Below are 15,826 nucleotides of genomic sequence, written 5' to 3'. Positions count from 1 at the left end.
CTTCGTGCAGGTGGATCAACCAGCGTGCTGTCTGAGCAGGTTGACGAGGACGGGCAGGGCCTCGGCGGCGGTCGCCCGGCACACCAGGTCGCCGTCCTGGGGGCCTTCCAGCGGGTACGGCATGAACTGGCCGTCGCGCCAGAAGCCCTCCGGGTCCAGGTAGACGACCTGCATGCCGCGAGCGCGGGCGCGAGCCTGGACCTTGCGGCGGTCGGCGTGCAGGCCGACGACGAGAAGGGCCTTGGCGCCGTCGACCCACTCGACATCGGGTACGGCCTGGTCGTACCGGCGCATGAAGCACTCGTCGAGCCCGGCGCGCGCCGCGAGCACGTCGAAGTTGTTGGTGATGACCGGGCCGACGAGGTGCCCGGCGTCCTTCAGTTCTTTCAGCGCCCACATGGCCGGGGTCGGTTCGGCCAGGAAGCAGGCGCGGAACATTTCCACGAATTCCGCCGCCTTCTCCTCCGGCTCTGTCAGCAGCTCGTGGAGGAGGGTGTCCGCTGTCGGGGAGAGGGTGAAGCGGTGCTCGCGTGGCTCGTGGCCTTGGCGGTCGGTGACCCGGTAGATCTCGTGGAGCCGGTGCAGGGGCGGAATACCCGCCTCCACCGACGTACCGCAACCGATCTCCACCTGGAACGGCAGCAGGTCCGCGAGGACGGACAGGTCCGGGACGCGGGTCGGCGTACCGGGGCGGTCCTTGCACCTGATCCCGGTGGAGAGGACGTTCCACGGCAGTTGCCGGACAGCGGGCGGCGGTGCGTAGGACACCGAGGCGATCTGGACGTCCAGGCTCCGGTAGCCGGCGGGGAGGGTGCGGCCCGCAGCGGCGTCCTGGGGGTGGACGTCGTACTCGGTGATCCGGCACTTCAGGTCCCGTCGGGTCCATAAGAATCCACCGGGGGCCTCTTTCCAGCCGCCGGTGGCCAGCGAGTCCCCCAGGGCGTCGTGGTGCGCGTCGATCTCGTCCGCGGGAGCGGTAGCGGAGTGGTAGAGGTACAGGTCGGTCAGGCCGATGGCCGGCGCGGCGGTGGTGGGGACCAGGCCGTACCGGTAGCGGTAGTGGATGATCCGCCGCCGGGCGTCGTCGGCGGCCGTCCAGCCGCTCTGTTCGGCCGTGGCCTTCTCCTGCGTACGGCGCCAGATGCCTTCCTCGATGTAGCGGGGTCGGTCGGCGTCGCCGAAGTAGGTCTGCCAGACCTGCTGCTGGTCGGGGGTGAGCTGATCGATGACGATGTACGGGATGTCCATGATCTCTCCCTGGAGAATCACGCCTGGATGTTCCGGGTGCATGGCAGGCTCCGTGGGCCGGGAAGGTGGGGTGAACGACCCGGACAGCGGAGTGGAGTCAGCGGTCGGAGGGCGGGCTCGTGTCCGGCGCGGCGGCGGCGGCCTGGTGAGCGAGGCGGTTGAGGAGCGGGGCGGCATGTTGACGAAGTGCCGGGCCGGGGCTACCAGGCCAGCAACGTGAGCACGTTGCCCCTGCCTTCGTGGCGTTCGGAGAGCGGTGCGCCTTTTCGGGCGTGGCATCGTCGGGGCCGGTCACGGGGTGCCGCCGAGGGCGCGTTCGTGTGCGTCAAGGAGGCGGCTGGTCTGCGCGTACAGCCGCTCCAACTCAGCCGAGGTAAGGATGAGTGCACCGCCGAGGGTCGAGCCGTCGTCGAAGTGGAACTCGACGGGAACCGACGCTTGCCGGGCCCGCGGGTCGTAGACCGCGTCCCGTCCGACCGAGAGCGTGGCGTGGGTGGCCCTCACCGGCACGGGACTGAGCGTCGTCCCGTCGGCGGGTGCGGACCACGGGGCCCCGCCCCCGGGCGGCCGCAGGTGGTACGTCGTGGCGGAGCCCTCACCGGGGAGGGCGATCACGACCCCGACACGGCCATCGCGAGCGCTGTCCGTGGCGAGGTCGCCGAGCCGTGGAACGAACGGTGCTGCCGTACCTAACTCGGCGCCCTGCGAGCGAAGATGAGAAGAACGTCGTCGCGTCATGCCCCGAAGTTAGGGACAGGACGGCCCCCGAATATGAGCCGGAGGAATACGACCCCTATCCGTCCAGGTGAAAGCGGTCGGACATGTGCCGCAGCTTCTCCCTCGTGGCTGCCCGTTCCGCGTAGACGATGCTGCGAAGCGTTGAACGGGCGATGGGGTGGTTCCGTACGAGCTGCGGCGCGATCCGCTCAGCCGTCTCCAGCTCGGTGAGGGCCTTTGCCCGGTTCCCGTCCCACAGCCAGGCCCGTGCGACGTCCATGTGGTGGTGTCCCTGACGGGAGTTGGGCAGTGCCCCGACCAAGCTCGGGCTGGTGCGGCGGTTTATCTCCAGAGCTTTGCCCTGTTCGCCCATTTCCAGAGCCACGCTGATCGCGTGGATCTGCACGTTTCCGGCGGAGAACGTCAGCGAATGCCGGTCGTACACCGGTGCCCCGCCGTACGCGTCCATGCGTTCAGCCGCGTCCTTCGCGTGTCCGATCCGGTCCTCCGCTTCCGATGGGCGGTTGGCCCGAGCGGCGGAGATGGCCGCCCGAAGCTGAAGCGTGCCCCAAGCACGCACGGCCAGCGGATCACCATGCTCGTACGGCTGTTGCACTGACGCGATCGCCTTGTCCGAGAGGGTCAGAGCATCGGTCCAGTCAGCCGTCGCCCACATGTCCCAGACGCGCATCCAGTCGGCGACGGCAGGCAGCACCGGATCTCCCGACAACCTGGCTGACCACGCGGCCCGTTCGCACGCCATGGCCACCAGCTCGGGGTGCCCGAGGGCGTGCGCGGCGGTGTGCGCGAACTTGCAGCACACGGCGTAGACGGCGTACGCCTCCTCCCGCTCGTGCCCGTCCGAGTCCTCCGCCAGAGCGCGCGCTTCCCGGAAGAGATCCGGGAGAACTCGGAGAATCGCGACGTTGGAGGCGGTGTCCCGCAGGCGGTGCAGCCGTGTCACCTCACGCCACAGTTGTTGTGCCGGTCGGGGAGCCCCATCGAAGACGGGGACGAGGTCGTAGCGGCGCATCTCGCGCAGGATCGACGAGGCGGCGATCTGCCACTGGCTGTCATCGGGTGAGCTGCTGTACGGGCGTCCGATCAGGTCGTTCGGATGGACGTGCAGCTCTGCGGCCACCTGGTTGAGCAGTCCGACCCGGTCCAGTTCGATCAGCCCACGCTCCATCTTCGACACCCAGCCCTGCGATTTCCCCAGGGCCGTCGCCAGGTCGGCCTGCGGCATACCCAGCCGCAGCCTCGCCCTGCGAGCGCGCTTGCCGATCTCCTCGGCTTCCTCGAGCATCAGGACACCTCCCGGCCGCCGGACGCTTCGGCGCGACCGCCGGTCTGTCCGTACAGAGTTCGTCTCCTGCACGGTACCCATGACGCGGCTTCAGCGTGAGACGAGCTGCAAGGGCAGTCGGGGCCACGGCCCGTGTACCGCTGTCGCGTCCTGAACGGCGAGACCGAGACCGGAGGCATTTCTGTCCGCCATCAGCGCCCGGACTGCCACCAGGTATTTTTCCTGCAGCCGCTGGTGCCGAGCGACAGCGGATCATGGGGAATGAGAAACGCCCGATGTCGCATACCGCCGGAGGCAGCCAGTGATCACTGTGACCGTCCTCCACCCTGGAACCATGGGCGCGGCAATGAGCGCCGAGATCGTCGCGGGCGGCCATGAGGCGCTGTCGGTGACCAAGGGCCGTAGTGAGAACACCTGGCGCCGCGGGCGAGAAGCCGGTGCCACGGCGTGCGACTCGCTCGCGGAAGCGCTGTCCCGAAGCGCGGTCGTTCTCTCGGTCTGCCCACCACAGGCGGCGGAGGACGTTGCGGCGGCGGTGGCCGCACACGGTTTCGCGGGGGTGTACGCCGATGCCAACGCCATCAGCCCTCAACGCGTACGGCGCATCGCCGACGAGATCCGCCCCGGCTCCGCAGTCGTCGACGGTGCCGTCTTCGGTCAGCCGCCAGGCGAGGGGCGTGCCACACGGCTCTATCTCGCAGGGGCGGACTCTGCCGTCGAGCTGGTGGCGTCGCTGTTCACGGACTCTGCGCTGCACGTGTGCCGGGTCGGGGACACACCCGGTTCCGCTTCCGCTCTGAAGATGGCCTTTGCCGGCTACCAGAAGGCCGCTCGCACCCTCGCCGGCGTCGCTCACGCACTCGCCGACGCCCATGGAGTCGGTGATCAGCTCACGGCCGAAGCAGAGATCATGGTCTCCGCGATCCTCTCCGATCCGGAGTACTTGCCGAGCGTGGCAGCGCGAGCCTGGCGCTGGGCACCCGAGATGGAAGAGGTCGCCGATACCCTCCGCGCGGCTGACCTGCCCACGGACATGGCCGAGGCCACGGCGCGGGTGCTCGCTTTCTGGGAGCGGGACAAGGACCAGTACGACCTGCCGGTCGTGCACACCCTCTCTCGGCTCCGGTCTGGAGGAAACAGTTGACTGGTTCACGCTGACGGCACGCGACGCCTGGACAGGTCCAGACAACGAACAAGGCCCTGGTCTCCGACCAGGGCCTTCATCATGGAGCGGGTGACGAGAATCGAACTCGCGCTCTGAGCTTGGGAAGCTCATGTTCTACCATTAAACTACACCCGCGAAGCGCGCCGATCACCGGCGCTGCACCGCTCCACACTCTACCCCATCCCAGGCCCCCGGCGAATGAGCCGTCGGGCCCGTCCGTCGTGCGGCCGGTCCGGTGGCGGGGTGGACGGGGGTGCGGGGGGAGGGAGTTGGGGGCGTAGCGTGAGGGGCGGAGTGCCGGGTGGGGCGGCGTCCTGTTCATCCCCTAATGTGGCGGTCTCGTCCATACGCGGTTGGGGAAGGGGCTTGATGGAGTCGATGGAGCGCACCGTCGTCCGCTGTGCCGAAGGGCACGTTTTCAGTACCTCGTCGTTCCCGATGCAGCAGCTCGGGGCCGCTCGGATCGGGCCGGGGCGGTTGCTCCGGTGTCCCCGGTGCGCGCGGTTGCGGCACGCCGTGCCCGTGGCGTTCGAGAAGCGGTAGGGCCTCACCGCACGGCCGCCGTCGGTACGCCGTCCACGTGAGCGGCAGGCAGGCAGGCGGCAGGCGAGTGCGAGGTGAGCACGTACGCAGGCGCGCGGGTGGTCCGATTGGGGTGGGCTCGCGCGTTCTGCGTATCCTCGGGGCGTGCTTCTCTCAGACAAGGACATCCGGGCCGAGATCGACGCCGGCCGCGTCCGCATTGATCCGTACGACCCGTCGATGGTGCAGCCGTCGAGCATCGACGTGCGGCTCGACCGCTACTTCCGGGTGTTCGAGAACCACCGGTACCCGCACATCGACCCCGCCGTCGAGCAGCCCGACCTGACGCGCACGGTCGAGCCGGAGGGGGACGAGGCGTTCATCCTGCACCCCGGCGAGTTCGTGCTGGCGTCCACGTACGAGGTGATCTCGCTGCCCGACGATCTGGCCTCGCGGCTGGAGGGCAAGAGCTCGCTGGGGCGGCTCGGGCTGGTGACGCACTCGACGGCCGGGTTCATCGATCCCGGTTTCTCCGGGCACGTGACCCTGGAGCTGTCGAATCTGGCCACGCTGCCGATAAAGCTGTGGCCGGGCATGAAGATCGGGCAGCTCTGCCTGTTCAAGCTGACCTCGTCCTCGGAGTTCCCGTACGGCTCCGAGCGGTACGAGTCGCGGTACCAGGGGCAGCGGGGCCCGACGGCCTCGCGGTCGTTCCAGAACTTCCATCGGACGCAGGTGTGATGACGATGTCGAACGAGGCGCGGGAGAACCTGACGTACGAGGGCTTCGGGCGGGCCGTGCGCGAGCTGGCGCAGGCCGTCGCCGACGACGGGTACGTGCCCGACGTGGTCCTCAGCATCGCCCGCGGCGGCGTCTTCGTCGCGGGCGGGCTGGCGTACGCGCTGGACTGCAAGAACATCCACCTGGTCAACGTGGAGTTCTACACCGGGGTGGGCACGACGCTGGAGATGCCGGTCATGCTGGCCCCGGTGCCCAACGTCGTCGACTTCTCGGACAAGAAGGTCCTGATCGCCGACGACGTCGCCGACACCGGCAAGACGCTGAAGCTGGTCCACGACTTCTGCGTGGACCACGTGGCCGAGGTGCGCAGCGCGGTCGTCTACGAGAAGTCCCATTCGCTCGTGAAGTGCGAGTACGTGTGGAAGAAGACGGACCAGTGGATCAACTTCCCCTGGAGCGTGGAGAAGCCCGTCGTCCGCCGCGACGGCCAGGTCCTCGACGCGTAGCCCGGCAGGGACCGTTCGACGGAGAAGGCCCCCGGAGCGCAGGTCGCGCGCTCCGGGGGCCTTTCGTGCGTGCTCTCAGATGGTGCCGAGCTTGATGATCGACAGCAGCGCGACGAGCTGGATCGCGGAGGCTCCCAGCGCCTTCGGCCACGGCAGGTCGTGCGACTTGCTCACCATCGACGTGAACAGCGCCCCGGCCGCCAGCCAGGTCAGCCAGCCGACGATCTGGACCAGGGCGTTCTCGCCGCCGAGGAAGACGGCGAAGATCAGGCGCGGGGCGTCGGTGATCGACATGATGAGCATCGACAGGCCCACCGTCGGCTGCCAGGAACCGGTGCCGCCGAGCTGGCGGGCGAGGGTGTGGGTCACCGCGCCGAGAACGAGGCCGCCGACGACGAAGCCGACGCCGGTGAGCAGGACGTACGGGACGGCCGTCGAGATCGTCGCGTTGATCGCTTCCTCGCGCGCCTGGTCGAAGCCGAACAGCGCGAGCAGGCCGTAGACGAAGGTGACGGTCAGCGCCGGGCCCCAGACCGGGTAGTCCCGCATCTGCCAGAACGTCGGTCCCGGCCGGGCCACGATGCCGCTCAGCAGTGCCTTCCAGCCCAGCCGCGGGCCCGAGGGCGCGGGGGCCTGGCCGGCGCGGTAGGTGTCGCCGTCGCCGTACGGGGCCTCGTCGACGCGGAACACCTGCGTGTGGCCCGGACTGTTGGCGTACGGGTCGTGGGGCGCGGGGTCGGCGTACGGGTCGCCGAAGTACTCCGGCTCCCCGTGCCCGTGCGGCCCCTGCCCGCGCGGAGCCTGGCCGTGCCCGCCGTGCCCGCCGCCGGGGTACGGGGCGGCCTGCGGCGGTCCGTACGGCGGCGGCGCCGCGCCGTTGCCGCCGCCTCCTGACGTCGGCCACGGCTGAGCGCCGTACGGCGGCTGTGGTGCCTGCCCTCCGTACGGCTGCTGCCGCGGGTGCTGCGGTTGTTGCGGGGTGCGGTTGTCCCGGCCGCGTCCGATCCTGAATCCAGCCACCCACCGAACGTACCTGGTCCCGGCGGACGGGGTGCGGGGGGTGGGGGGAGCCGGCTCCATTGCGGCCGAGCTGTGACATCCCCTAGGGGGGCGGCCAGGGGGAGTTCAGGGGTGGAACAGCGCCGTGGAGAAGGCGGCCGCCGGTCGGTCCGTGCGCCCCGCGGGGCGGAGGCGACCAGGTCCTCCCGCCCGCCCGGTACGCCCGCACCACCGTCTCCGCCGTCCCGTCCCGTCGCCGTCCCGTCGCCGTCCCGTCGCCGTCCCGTCCCGTCGCGGTCGCGGTCGCCGCGATCGAGCAGTGCGATGCGGGTGCGCTCATGCGCTTCATCCGTCCTCGTACTCGTCCGGTGGCCCGGTGGCCCGGTGTTCCGGGGGGCCGCGGTGTTCCGGCGCGTGAGGCTCCGGACGCGCCGGACGCGCCGGTCCGCACAGGTCCGGGCTCGCACGCGGCGGACTGCGGCCGGGTACGGCGGAAGCGGGGGGGGGGGGGGGGGGGGGGGGGGGGGGGGGGGGGGGGGGGGGGGGGGGGGGGGGGGGGGTGGGTGGTCTGTGGTTTTTCTCGTTGTTTCCCCCCCCTATCTCCCCCCCCCCCCCCCCCCCCCCCCCCCCACTCCCTCCCCCCCCCCCCCCCCCCCCCCCCCCCCCCCCCCCCCCCCCCCCCCCCCCCCCCCCCCCCCCCCCCCCCCCGCTTCCGGCGGTGCGGTACCGACAGGTCGTTACTGTGCCGGTTCGGGCTCCGGCGCGTCCACCTGGCCCGGCTCGTCCGACGGGTCGGCGGGGGTCTTCACGGACTCCAGGAGGAGCTGCGAGACGTCGACGACCTGGATGGACTCCTTGGCCTGGCCGTCGTTCTTCTTGCCGTTGACGGAGTCGGTGAGCATCACCAGGCAGAACGGGCAGGCGGTGGAGACGATGTCCGGGTTGAGGGCGAGGGCCTCGTCGACGCGCTCGGTGTTGATGCGCTTGCCGATCCGCTCCTCCATCCACATCCGGGCGCCGCCGGCGCCGCAGCAGAAGCCGCGCTCCTTGTGGCGGTGCATCTCCTCGTTCCGCAGACCCGGAACCTTCGCGATGATCTCGCGCGGCGGGGTGTAGATCTTGTTGTGGCGGCCCAGGTAGCACGGGTCGTGGTACGTGATCAGGCCCTCGACCGGGGTCACCGGGATCAGCCGCCCCTCGTCGACGAGGTGCTGGAGCAACTGGGTGTGGTGGATGACCTCGTACTCGCCGCCGAGCTGCGGGTACTCGTTGGCGATGGTGTTGAAGCAGTGCGGGCAGGTGGCGACGATCTTCTTCGACGACTTGGGCTTCTTCGTCTCCGGGTCGACGTTGCCCTCGTCGTCGAAGGACTCGCCGTACGCCATGTTCAGCATGGCCACGTTCTCCTGGCCGAGCTGCTGGAACAGCGGCTCGTTGCCCAGGCGGCGGGCGGAGTCACCGGTGCACTTCTCGTCGCCGCCCATGATCGCGAACTTGACGCCCGCGATGTGCAGCAGCTCCGCGAAGGCCTTGGTGGTCTTCTTGGCCCGGTCCTCCAGGGCTCCGGCGCAGCCGACCCAGTAGAGGTAGTCGACCTCGGTGAGGTCCTCGACGTCCTTGCCGACGATCGGGACCTCGAAGTCGACCTCCTTGGTCCACTCCACGCGCTGCTTCTTGGCCAGCCCCCAGGGGTTGCCCTTCTTCTCCAGGTTCTTGAGCATCGTGCCCGCCTCGGACGGGAACGAGGACTCGATCATGACCTGGTAGCGGCGCATGTCGACGATGTGGTCGATGTGCTCGATGTCGACCGGGCACTGCTCGACGCAGGCGCCGCAGGTGGTGCAGGACCACAGCACGTCCGGGTCGATGACGCCGTTCTCCTCGGCGGTCCCGATCAGCGGGCGCTCGGCCTCGGCGAGGGCGGCCGCGGGGACGTCCTTGAGCTGCTCCTCGGTGGCCTTCTCGTTGCCCTCCATGTCCTTGCCGCCGCCGGCCAGGAGGTAGGGGGCCTTGGCGTGCGCGTGGTCGCGCAGCGACATGATCAGGAGCTTGGGGGAGAGCGGCTTGCCGGTGTTCCACGCGGGGCACTGCGACTGGCAGCGGCCGCACTCGGTGCAGGTGGAGAAGTCGAGGATGCCCTTCCAGGAGAACTGCTCGACCTGGGAGACGCCGAAGACGTCGTCGTCGCCCGGCTCCTCGAAGTCGATCTCCTTGCCGCCCGACGTCATCGGCTGGAGCGCGCCGAGGGCGACCCGGCCGTCGGCGTTCCGCTTGAACCAGATGTTCGGGAAGCCGAGGAAGCGGTGCCAGGCGACGCCCATGTTGGTGTTGAGCCCGACCGTGATCGCCCAGATCATCGTCGCGCCGAGCTTGATCATCGCGACCAGGTAGACCAGGTTCTGCAGCGTTCCGAGGCTCAGCCCCTTGAAAGCGAGCACCAGGGGGTACGAGGCGAAGTACGCGGGCCCGTAGCCGTCCACGTGGTGCAGCGCGCCCTCCAGGCCGCGGAGCACCAGGATCGCGGCGCCGATGATCAGGATGATCGCCTCGACGAAGTACGCCTGGCCCATCTTCGAGCCGGCGAACCGCGACTTGCGCCCGGCCCGCGAGGGCAGGTTCAACTGGCGGATCGCGATCAGCACGAGGATCCCGAGGGTCGTGCCGAGCGCGATGAACTCGATGTAGACCTCGTACGGCAGGAAGGTGCCGATGTACGGCAGCACCCAGTCGGCCTGGAAGAGCTGGCCGTACGCCGTGACGATCGTCAGGCCCAGCGTCAGGAAGCCGACCGCGACGAACCAGTGGGCGACGCCCACGATCCCCCAGCGGTTCATGCGGGTGTGGCCGACGAACTCCTTGAACAGGGTGATCGTCCGCTGCTTGGGGTCGTCGGTGCGGCTGCCTGCCGGTACCGCCTGCCCGAGCCGGACGAAGCGGTAGATCTGTGCGACGGCTCGGGCGACGAGCGCAACGCCGACGACCGTCAGCACCAGCGACACGATGATCGCGGCGAGTTGCATGAGTAGGGCTCCTCGGGCCTGCGAGAGCGGGGTCCAGTGGCTACTACCCGCTACTACTAAGCAGTAACTTAATTAGTCTGTGCTGACACTATCCACATATTCGACCGGGCTGTAGCCGGGCCGGCGGTGATCTGTGTCGCTCAGGCGTGCCTTGGTTCGGCGAGCCCCCCGGAGCGCCGTCCGCAGGGTCGCGCGTACGGCTTCGGCGAGGATCGCCAGGTCGAGCACGACTCCATGGTGCTCCGCGTAGTGCTGGTCCAGCAGGGCGGGGTCGTCCCACGGCATCCCGGAGCGGGCGCGCACCTGGGCCAGACCGGTCAGGCCCGGACGCAGCTCCTGCCGCCAGCGCGGGGCGCCCGGCCCCGCCGCCCGCGGGTCGCCCGGCGGCAGGGGGGCGGGGCCGACGAGCGCGAGGTCCCCCCGTACGACGTGGGGGAGGCGGGAGAGCACGTCCAGCCGCAGCCGCCGGGTGCGCAGGCTGCGCAGGTGGAAGACCCCGCCCCCCGCCCCGATCCGGGCGCGTCGCTCCCACACGCCCCCCGGCCCCCGCCGGACCGCCAGCGCGAGCGCGGCGGCGGCGACGGCCGGCGCGGTCAGGACCAGCAGCGCGGACCCGAGGGCCAGGTCCAGCAGCCGTTCCCCCGTCGTACGGCTGCCGCGGGGCGCGCGGGGGCGCGGGGGCCGGCCGCGCCCGAACGGGCTGTTCCGGCCGTGCGCGCCGGGCCGCCCGTACGCGCCCTCCCTCCGGTCGGTCCGGGCCTGCCGGTCCTTCCGCTTCTTCTGCCGTGCGTGCCGCGTCCTCGTGTTCCGCATCGCGTCCACCCAGGGGCCGAGGTTCTTCGGTGTACCGATCCACGATGAAACCTGCCGGTCGATGGCGGTTGAAGCCCTCTCACGGCATTTTGTGACAGAACGATCCCACGGTGGGATGGTGGACCGGGGGGTGCGCGAGGGGCGTGGCGGGCGCGGGTCGGATCTCCGCCCGCGCACAGGTCGCCCGCCGGACGGCGCCCGCTCCGCGCGGGGAGTGCGGCGCGACGGCGCCCCGTGAGCCCTGCGTGTGCGGTGCGGCGGCGCCCCGTAACCCCTGTGTGTGCGGGTTGACGGCGTCCCCGTGAGCCCTGCGCATGTCAGGGCGAGCATGTAAGTTGAGTCCGCTTGACTCAGCTCTGTTGACTCCGGGACGGGGGTGGTGCATTCTTGAGTCAGATCCACTCAAGTAGTCAGTTGGAGGAATCGAAATGGCACGTGCGGTCGGCATCGACCTGGGCACGACTAACTCCGTCGTCAGCGTTCTCGAAGGCGGCGAGCCCACCGTCATCACCAACGCCGAAGGCGCCAGGACCACGCCGTCCGTCGTCGCCTTCGCCAAGAACGGCGAGGTGCTCGTCGGCGAGGTCGCCAAGCGCCAGGCGGTCACCAACGTCGACAGGACCATCCGCTCCGTCAAGCGCCACATGGGCACTGACTGGAAGATCGACCTGGACGGCAAGAGCTTCAACCCGCAGCAGATGAGCGCCTTCATCCTGCAGAAGCTGAAGCGGGACGCCGAGTCCTACCTGGGCGAGAAGGTGACCGACGCGGTCATCACCGTCCCGGCGTACTTCAACGACTCCGAGCGCCAGGCGACGAAGGAGGCCGGCGAGATCGCGGGCCTGAACGTCCTGCGCATCGTCAACGAGCCGACCGCCGCCGCGCTGGCGTACGGCCTCGACAAGGACGACCAGACGATCCTCGTCTTCGACCTCGGCGGCGGCACCTTCGACGTGTCGCTCCTGGAGATCGGTGACGGCGTCGTCGAGGTGAAGGCCACCAACGGCGACAACCACCTCGGTGGCGACGACTGGGACCAGCGCGTCGTCGACTACCTGGTGAAGCAGTTCGCCAACGGCCACGGCGTGGACCTGTCCAAGGACAAGATGGCCCTCCAGCGCCTCCGCGAGGCCGCGGAGAAGGCGAAGATCGAGCTGTCGTCCTCGACCGAGACCTCGATCAACCTGCCGTACATCACGGCGTCCGCCGAGGGCCCGCTGCACCTGGACGAGAAGCTCACGCGCTCGCAGTTCCAGCAGTTGACCGCGGACCTCCTGGACCGCTGCAAGACCCCGTTCCACAACGTCATCAAGGACGCGGGCATCCAGCTCTCCGAGATCGACCACGTCGTCCTCGTCGGCGGTTCCACCCGTATGCCCGCCGTCGCCGAGCTCGTCAAGGAGCTGACCGGCGGCCAGGAGGCCAACAAGGGCGTGAACCCGGACGAGGTCGTCGCCATCGGCGCCTCGCTCCAGGCCGGTGTCCTCAAGGGCGAGGTCAAGGACGTCCTGCTCCTCGACGTCACCCCGCTCTCCCTCGGCATCGAGACCAAGGGAGGGATCATGACCAAGCTCATCGAGCGCAACACCACGATCCCGACCAAGCGCTCCGAGATCTTCACGACGGCCGAGGACAACCAGCCGTCCGTGCAGATCCAGGTCTACCAGGGCGAGCGCGAGATCGCGGCGTACAACAAGAAGCTCGGGATGTTCGAGCTGACCGGTCTGCCGCCGGCCCCGCGCGGTGTGCCGCAGATCGAGGTCGCCTTCGACATCGACGCCAACGGCATCATGCACGTCGCCGCCAAGGACCTCGGCACCGGCAAGGAGCAGAAGATGACCGTCACCGGCGGCTCCTCGCTGCCGAAGGACGAGGTCAACCGGATGCGCGAAGAGGCCGAGAAGTACGCGGAGGAGGACCACGCCCGCCGCGAGGCCGCCGAGTCGCGCAACCAGGGCGAGCAGCTCGTCTACCAGACGGAGAAGTTCCTCAAGGACAACGAGGACAAGGTCCCCGGTGACGTGAAGACGGAGGTGGAGACCGCGGTCGGCGAGCTGAAGGAGAAGCTCAAGGGCGAGGACACCGCCGAGATCCGCACGGCCACCGAGAAGGTCGCGGCCGTCTCCCAGAAGCTGGGCCAGGCGCTGTACGCCAACACCCAGGCCGAGGGCGCGGCGCAGGGCGGCGAGGCTCCGGGCGGCGCCCAGGCCAAGGCCGACGACGACGTCGTCGACGCCGAGATCGTGGACGACGAGAAGGACGCCAAGGGCGGTGCGGCGTGACCGAGGAGACTCCGGGTTTCGAGGAGAAGCCCGACGTCCCCTCCGGCGCCACCTCTGATGACGCCGAGCCGAAGGCCGCCGCCCCCTCCGAGGGGGCGGCGGCCCCGGCCGGGGACACGGACCCGACCGTCGGTCTGACCGCGGAGCTGGACCAGGCGCGCAGCGCGCTCGCCGAGCGCACCGCGGACCTCCAGCGGCTCCAGGCCGAGTACCAGAACTACCGCCGCCGCGTGGAGCGGGACAGGGTCACGGTGAAGGAGATCGCCTCGGCGAACATCCTCTCCGAGCTGCTGCCCGTGCTCGACGACGTCGGCCGCGCACGGGAGCACGGCGAGCTGGTCGGCGGCTTCAAGTCGGTGGCCGAATCGCTGGAGACGATCGTCGCGAAGCTGGGCCTCCAGCAGTTCGGCAAGGAGGGCGAGCCCTTCGACCCGACGATCCACGAGGCCCTGATGCACAGCTACGCGCCGGACGTCACCGAGACGACCTGCGTCGCGATCCTGCAGCCGGGGTATCGCATCGGCGAGCGCACCATCCGCCCCGCGCGGGTGGGGGTCGCCGAGCCGCAGCCGGGCGCCACGCCCGCCGCGGCCACGGAAGAGAAGGCAGACGACGAGGAGAGCGGTGGCACCGAGGAGGTCTGACGCCGACACGTCTGACCACCGGGGTGCACACCGCCCGGCCCGGCGGCCGGCCCACGGGCCGGCCGCTCGGTCGATCGTCCGGAAGGAGGGACGTCGATGAGCACGAAGGACTTCGTCGAGAAGGACTACTACAAGGTCCTCGGCGTCCCCAAGGACGCCACCGACGCCGAGATCAAGAAGGCGTACCGCAAGCTCGCGCGGGAGAACCACCCCGACGCGAACAAGGGCGACGCCAAGGCGGAGGAGCGCTTCAAGGAGATCTCCGAGGCGAACGACGTCCTCGGCGACGCCAAGCGGCGCAAGGAGTACGACGAGGCGCGCGCCCTCTTCGGCAACGGCGGCTTCCGGGCCGGGCCCGGTGGTGCGGGCGGCAACTTCAACTTCGACCTGGGCGACCTCTTCGGCGGGGGCGCTCCGGGCGGCCAGGCGGGCGGCTTCGGCGGGGGCGGCCTCGGCGACGTCTTCGGCGGGCTGTTCAACCGGGGCGGCGGGGGCGCCCGCGTCCAGCCCCGGCGCGGCCAGGACGTCGAGTCCGAGGTGACGCTCAGCTTCACCGAGGCGGTGGACGGGGCGACGGTCCCGCTGCGGATGTCCAGCCAGGCGCCCTGCAAGGCGTGTTCCGGCACCGGCGACAAGAACGGCACCCCCAGGGTCTGCCCGACCTGCGTCGGCACCGGCCAGGTCTCGCGCGGCAGCGGCGGCGGCTTCTCGCTGACCGACCCCTGCGTGGACTGCAAGGGCCGGGGCCTCATCGCCCAGGACCCCTGCGAGGTCTGCAAGGGCAGCGGGCGGGCCAAGTCGGCGCGCACCATGCAGGTGCGGATTCCGGCGGGCGTCTCCGACGGCCAGCGGATCAGGCTGCGCGGCAAGGGCGGACCGGGCGAGCGGGGCGGACCGGCCGGCGACCTCTACGTCGTCGTCCACGTCGGCTCCCACCCCGTCTTCGGCCGCAAGGGCGACAACCTCACGGTCACCGTGCCCGTCACCTTCGTGGAGGCGGCGCTCGGCGGCGAGGTCAAGGTCCCCACCCTCGGCGGCCCGCCGGTCACCCTGAAGCTGCCCGCGGGCACGCCCAACGGGCGTACGATGCGGGCCCGCGGCAAGGGCGCGGTGCGCAAGGACGGCACCCGCGGCGACCTGCTGGTCACCGTGGAGGTCGCGGTCCCCGGCGACCTCGGCCAGGAGGCCAGGGACGCCCTGGAGGCCTACCGGAAGGCGACCGCGGACGAGGACCCGCGGGCGGAACTGTTCCAGGCCGCGAAGGGAGCTTGAGATGGACGGCCGTCGACGCAATCCGTACCAGTTGACCGATGAGACACCGGTGTACGTGATCTCGATCGCGGCCCAGCTCTCGGGCCTGCACCCGCAGACGCTGCGCCAGTACGACCGCCTCGGCCTGGTCTCCCCCGACCGCACCGCCGGGCGCGGCCGGCGCTACTCGGCCCGCGACATCGAACTGCTCCGCACGGTGCAGCAGTTGTCGCAGGACGAGGGCATCAACCTGGCGGGCATCAAGCGGATCATCGAGCTGGAGAACCAGGTCGCGGCCCTCCAGCAGCGCATCGCCGAGCTGTCGGCGGCGGTGGACGGGGCGGCGGTCGCCATGCGGCAGCGCGAGGCCCAGGTGCACGCGTCCTACCGCCGCGACCTGGTGCCGTACCAGGACGTGCAGCAGAGCGGGGCGCTGGTGGTCTGGCGGCCCAAGCCGAAGCGGACGGCGGACTGAGCGCCGGACAGCCCTCCACGCCACGGCGTGGCGCACAGCGCGGGGGCGGGAGGAGCGGACGCCCTCCCCGCCCCGCGGCGTGTGTGGGGGGCGGCGGGGGGGGGGGTGTGGCCCGCCCCCCGAGCCAGGGTTCCAAA

13 protein-coding genes and 1 tRNA gene are annotated in these 15,826 nt (G+C 70.5%); 7 read left to right on the top strand and 7 right to left on the bottom strand.

What is annotated here, in order from left to right; genetic code table 11:
* Positions 1-15: 15 nt before the first annotated feature.
* From ACZ6EJ_RS03985 to ACZ6EJ_RS03975, 3 genes are all read right to left on the bottom strand, one after another.
* The gene (locus ACZ6EJ_RS03985; protein ID WP_469264512.1) at positions 16-1,248 is read right to left on the bottom strand and encodes an SIR2 family protein; all 1,233 of its coding nucleotides are present in this window, start codon (positions 1,246-1,248) and stop codon (positions 16-18) included.
* 291 nt (positions 1,249-1,539) lie between these two features.
* The gene (locus tag ACZ6EJ_RS03980; protein ID WP_469264381.1) at positions 1,540-1,758 is read right to left on the bottom strand and encodes a hypothetical protein; all 219 of its coding nucleotides are present in this window, start codon (positions 1,756-1,758) and stop codon (positions 1,540-1,542) included.
* A 283-nt stretch (positions 1,759-2,041) separates the two neighbouring features.
* Positions 2,042-3,271, bottom strand: a complete 1,230-nt coding sequence (locus ACZ6EJ_RS03975; protein WP_469264380.1) for a helix-turn-helix domain-containing protein — start codon at positions 3,269-3,271, stop codon at positions 2,042-2,044.
* A gap of 301 nt (positions 3,272-3,572) precedes the next feature.
* On the opposite strand from ACZ6EJ_RS03975, the gene ACZ6EJ_RS03970 reads away from it, so the two are divergent.
* Positions 3,573-4,415: an NAD(P)-dependent oxidoreductase gene (locus ACZ6EJ_RS03970; RefSeq protein WP_469264379.1), complete on the top strand. Its 843-nt coding sequence runs from the start codon at positions 3,573-3,575 to the stop codon at positions 4,413-4,415.
* A gap of 82 nt (positions 4,416-4,497) precedes the next feature.
* Here ACZ6EJ_RS03970 and ACZ6EJ_RS03965 read toward each other — a convergent pair.
* Positions 4,498-4,571 (bottom strand) — tRNA-Gly (locus ACZ6EJ_RS03965).
* Between the two features lie 552 nt (positions 4,572-5,123).
* On the opposite strand from ACZ6EJ_RS03965, the gene dcd reads away from it, so the two are divergent.
* Together dcd and ACZ6EJ_RS03955 are read left to right on the top strand one after the other, a co-directional pair.
* Positions 5,124-5,699 carry a dCTP deaminase gene (gene dcd, locus ACZ6EJ_RS03960; RefSeq protein ID WP_050358434.1) on the top strand — a complete coding sequence of 192 codons (576 nt, stop codon included), beginning with the start codon at positions 5,124-5,126 and terminating at the stop codon, positions 5,697-5,699.
* A 5-nt stretch (positions 5,700-5,704) separates the two neighbouring features.
* Positions 5,705-6,205 (top strand): phosphoribosyltransferase, encoded by a 501-nt coding sequence (locus ACZ6EJ_RS03955; RefSeq protein ID WP_469264510.1) that lies wholly within the window; start codon positions 5,705-5,707, stop codon positions 6,203-6,205.
* A 75-nt stretch (positions 6,206-6,280) separates the two neighbouring features.
* Here ACZ6EJ_RS03955 and ACZ6EJ_RS03950 read toward each other — a convergent pair whose 3' ends face one another.
* The 3 genes from ACZ6EJ_RS03950 to ACZ6EJ_RS03940 form a co-directional block, all read right to left on the bottom strand.
* Positions 6,281-7,225, bottom strand: a complete 945-nt coding sequence (locus tag ACZ6EJ_RS03950; protein WP_469264377.1) for a Yip1 family protein — start codon at positions 7,223-7,225, stop codon at positions 6,281-6,283.
* A 716-nt stretch (positions 7,226-7,941) separates the two neighbouring features.
* Positions 7,942-10,224, bottom strand: a complete 2,283-nt coding sequence (locus tag ACZ6EJ_RS03945) for a (Fe-S)-binding protein (RefSeq protein WP_469264375.1) — start codon at positions 10,222-10,224, stop codon at positions 7,942-7,944.
* 72 nt (positions 10,225-10,296) lie between these two features.
* Positions 10,297-11,037, bottom strand: a complete 741-nt coding sequence (locus tag ACZ6EJ_RS03940; protein ID WP_469264373.1) for a sugar transferase — start codon at positions 11,035-11,037, stop codon at positions 10,297-10,299.
* Positions 11,038-11,465: 428 nt separating this feature from the next.
* Between ACZ6EJ_RS03940 and dnaK the strand changes: the two genes are divergently transcribed.
* The 4 genes from dnaK (at position 11,466) to ACZ6EJ_RS03920 (ending at position 15,689) form a co-directional block, all read left to right on the top strand.
* The gene (gene dnaK, locus ACZ6EJ_RS03935) at positions 11,466-13,319 is read left to right on the top strand and encodes a molecular chaperone DnaK (RefSeq protein ID WP_469264372.1); all 1,854 of its coding nucleotides are present in this window, start codon (positions 11,466-11,468) and stop codon (positions 13,317-13,319) included.
* Positions 13,316-13,963 carry a nucleotide exchange factor GrpE gene (grpE, locus tag ACZ6EJ_RS03930; RefSeq protein WP_469264371.1) on the top strand — a complete coding sequence of 216 codons (648 nt, stop codon included), beginning with the start codon at positions 13,316-13,318 and terminating at the stop codon, positions 13,961-13,963. The genes dnaK and grpE overlap by 4 nt, the downstream gene beginning before the upstream one ends.
* 96 nt (positions 13,964-14,059) lie before the next feature.
* Entirely contained in the window at positions 14,060-15,235 is a 1,176-nt protein-coding gene (gene dnaJ / locus ACZ6EJ_RS03925) for a molecular chaperone DnaJ (RefSeq protein WP_469264369.1), read from the top strand.
* Between the two features lies 1 nt (position 15,236).
* Positions 15,237-15,689, top strand: coding sequence for a heat shock protein transcriptional repressor HspR (locus ACZ6EJ_RS03920; RefSeq protein WP_469264368.1), 453 nt, complete (start codon positions 15,237-15,239; stop codon positions 15,687-15,689).
* Positions 15,690-15,826: the final 137 nt, after the last annotated feature.

Source organism: Streptomyces sp. NPDC041970, assembly GCF_055588985.1.
Note: the sequence above shows the minus strand (reverse complement) of the source record. Positions and strands in the feature narration are given on the sequence as shown.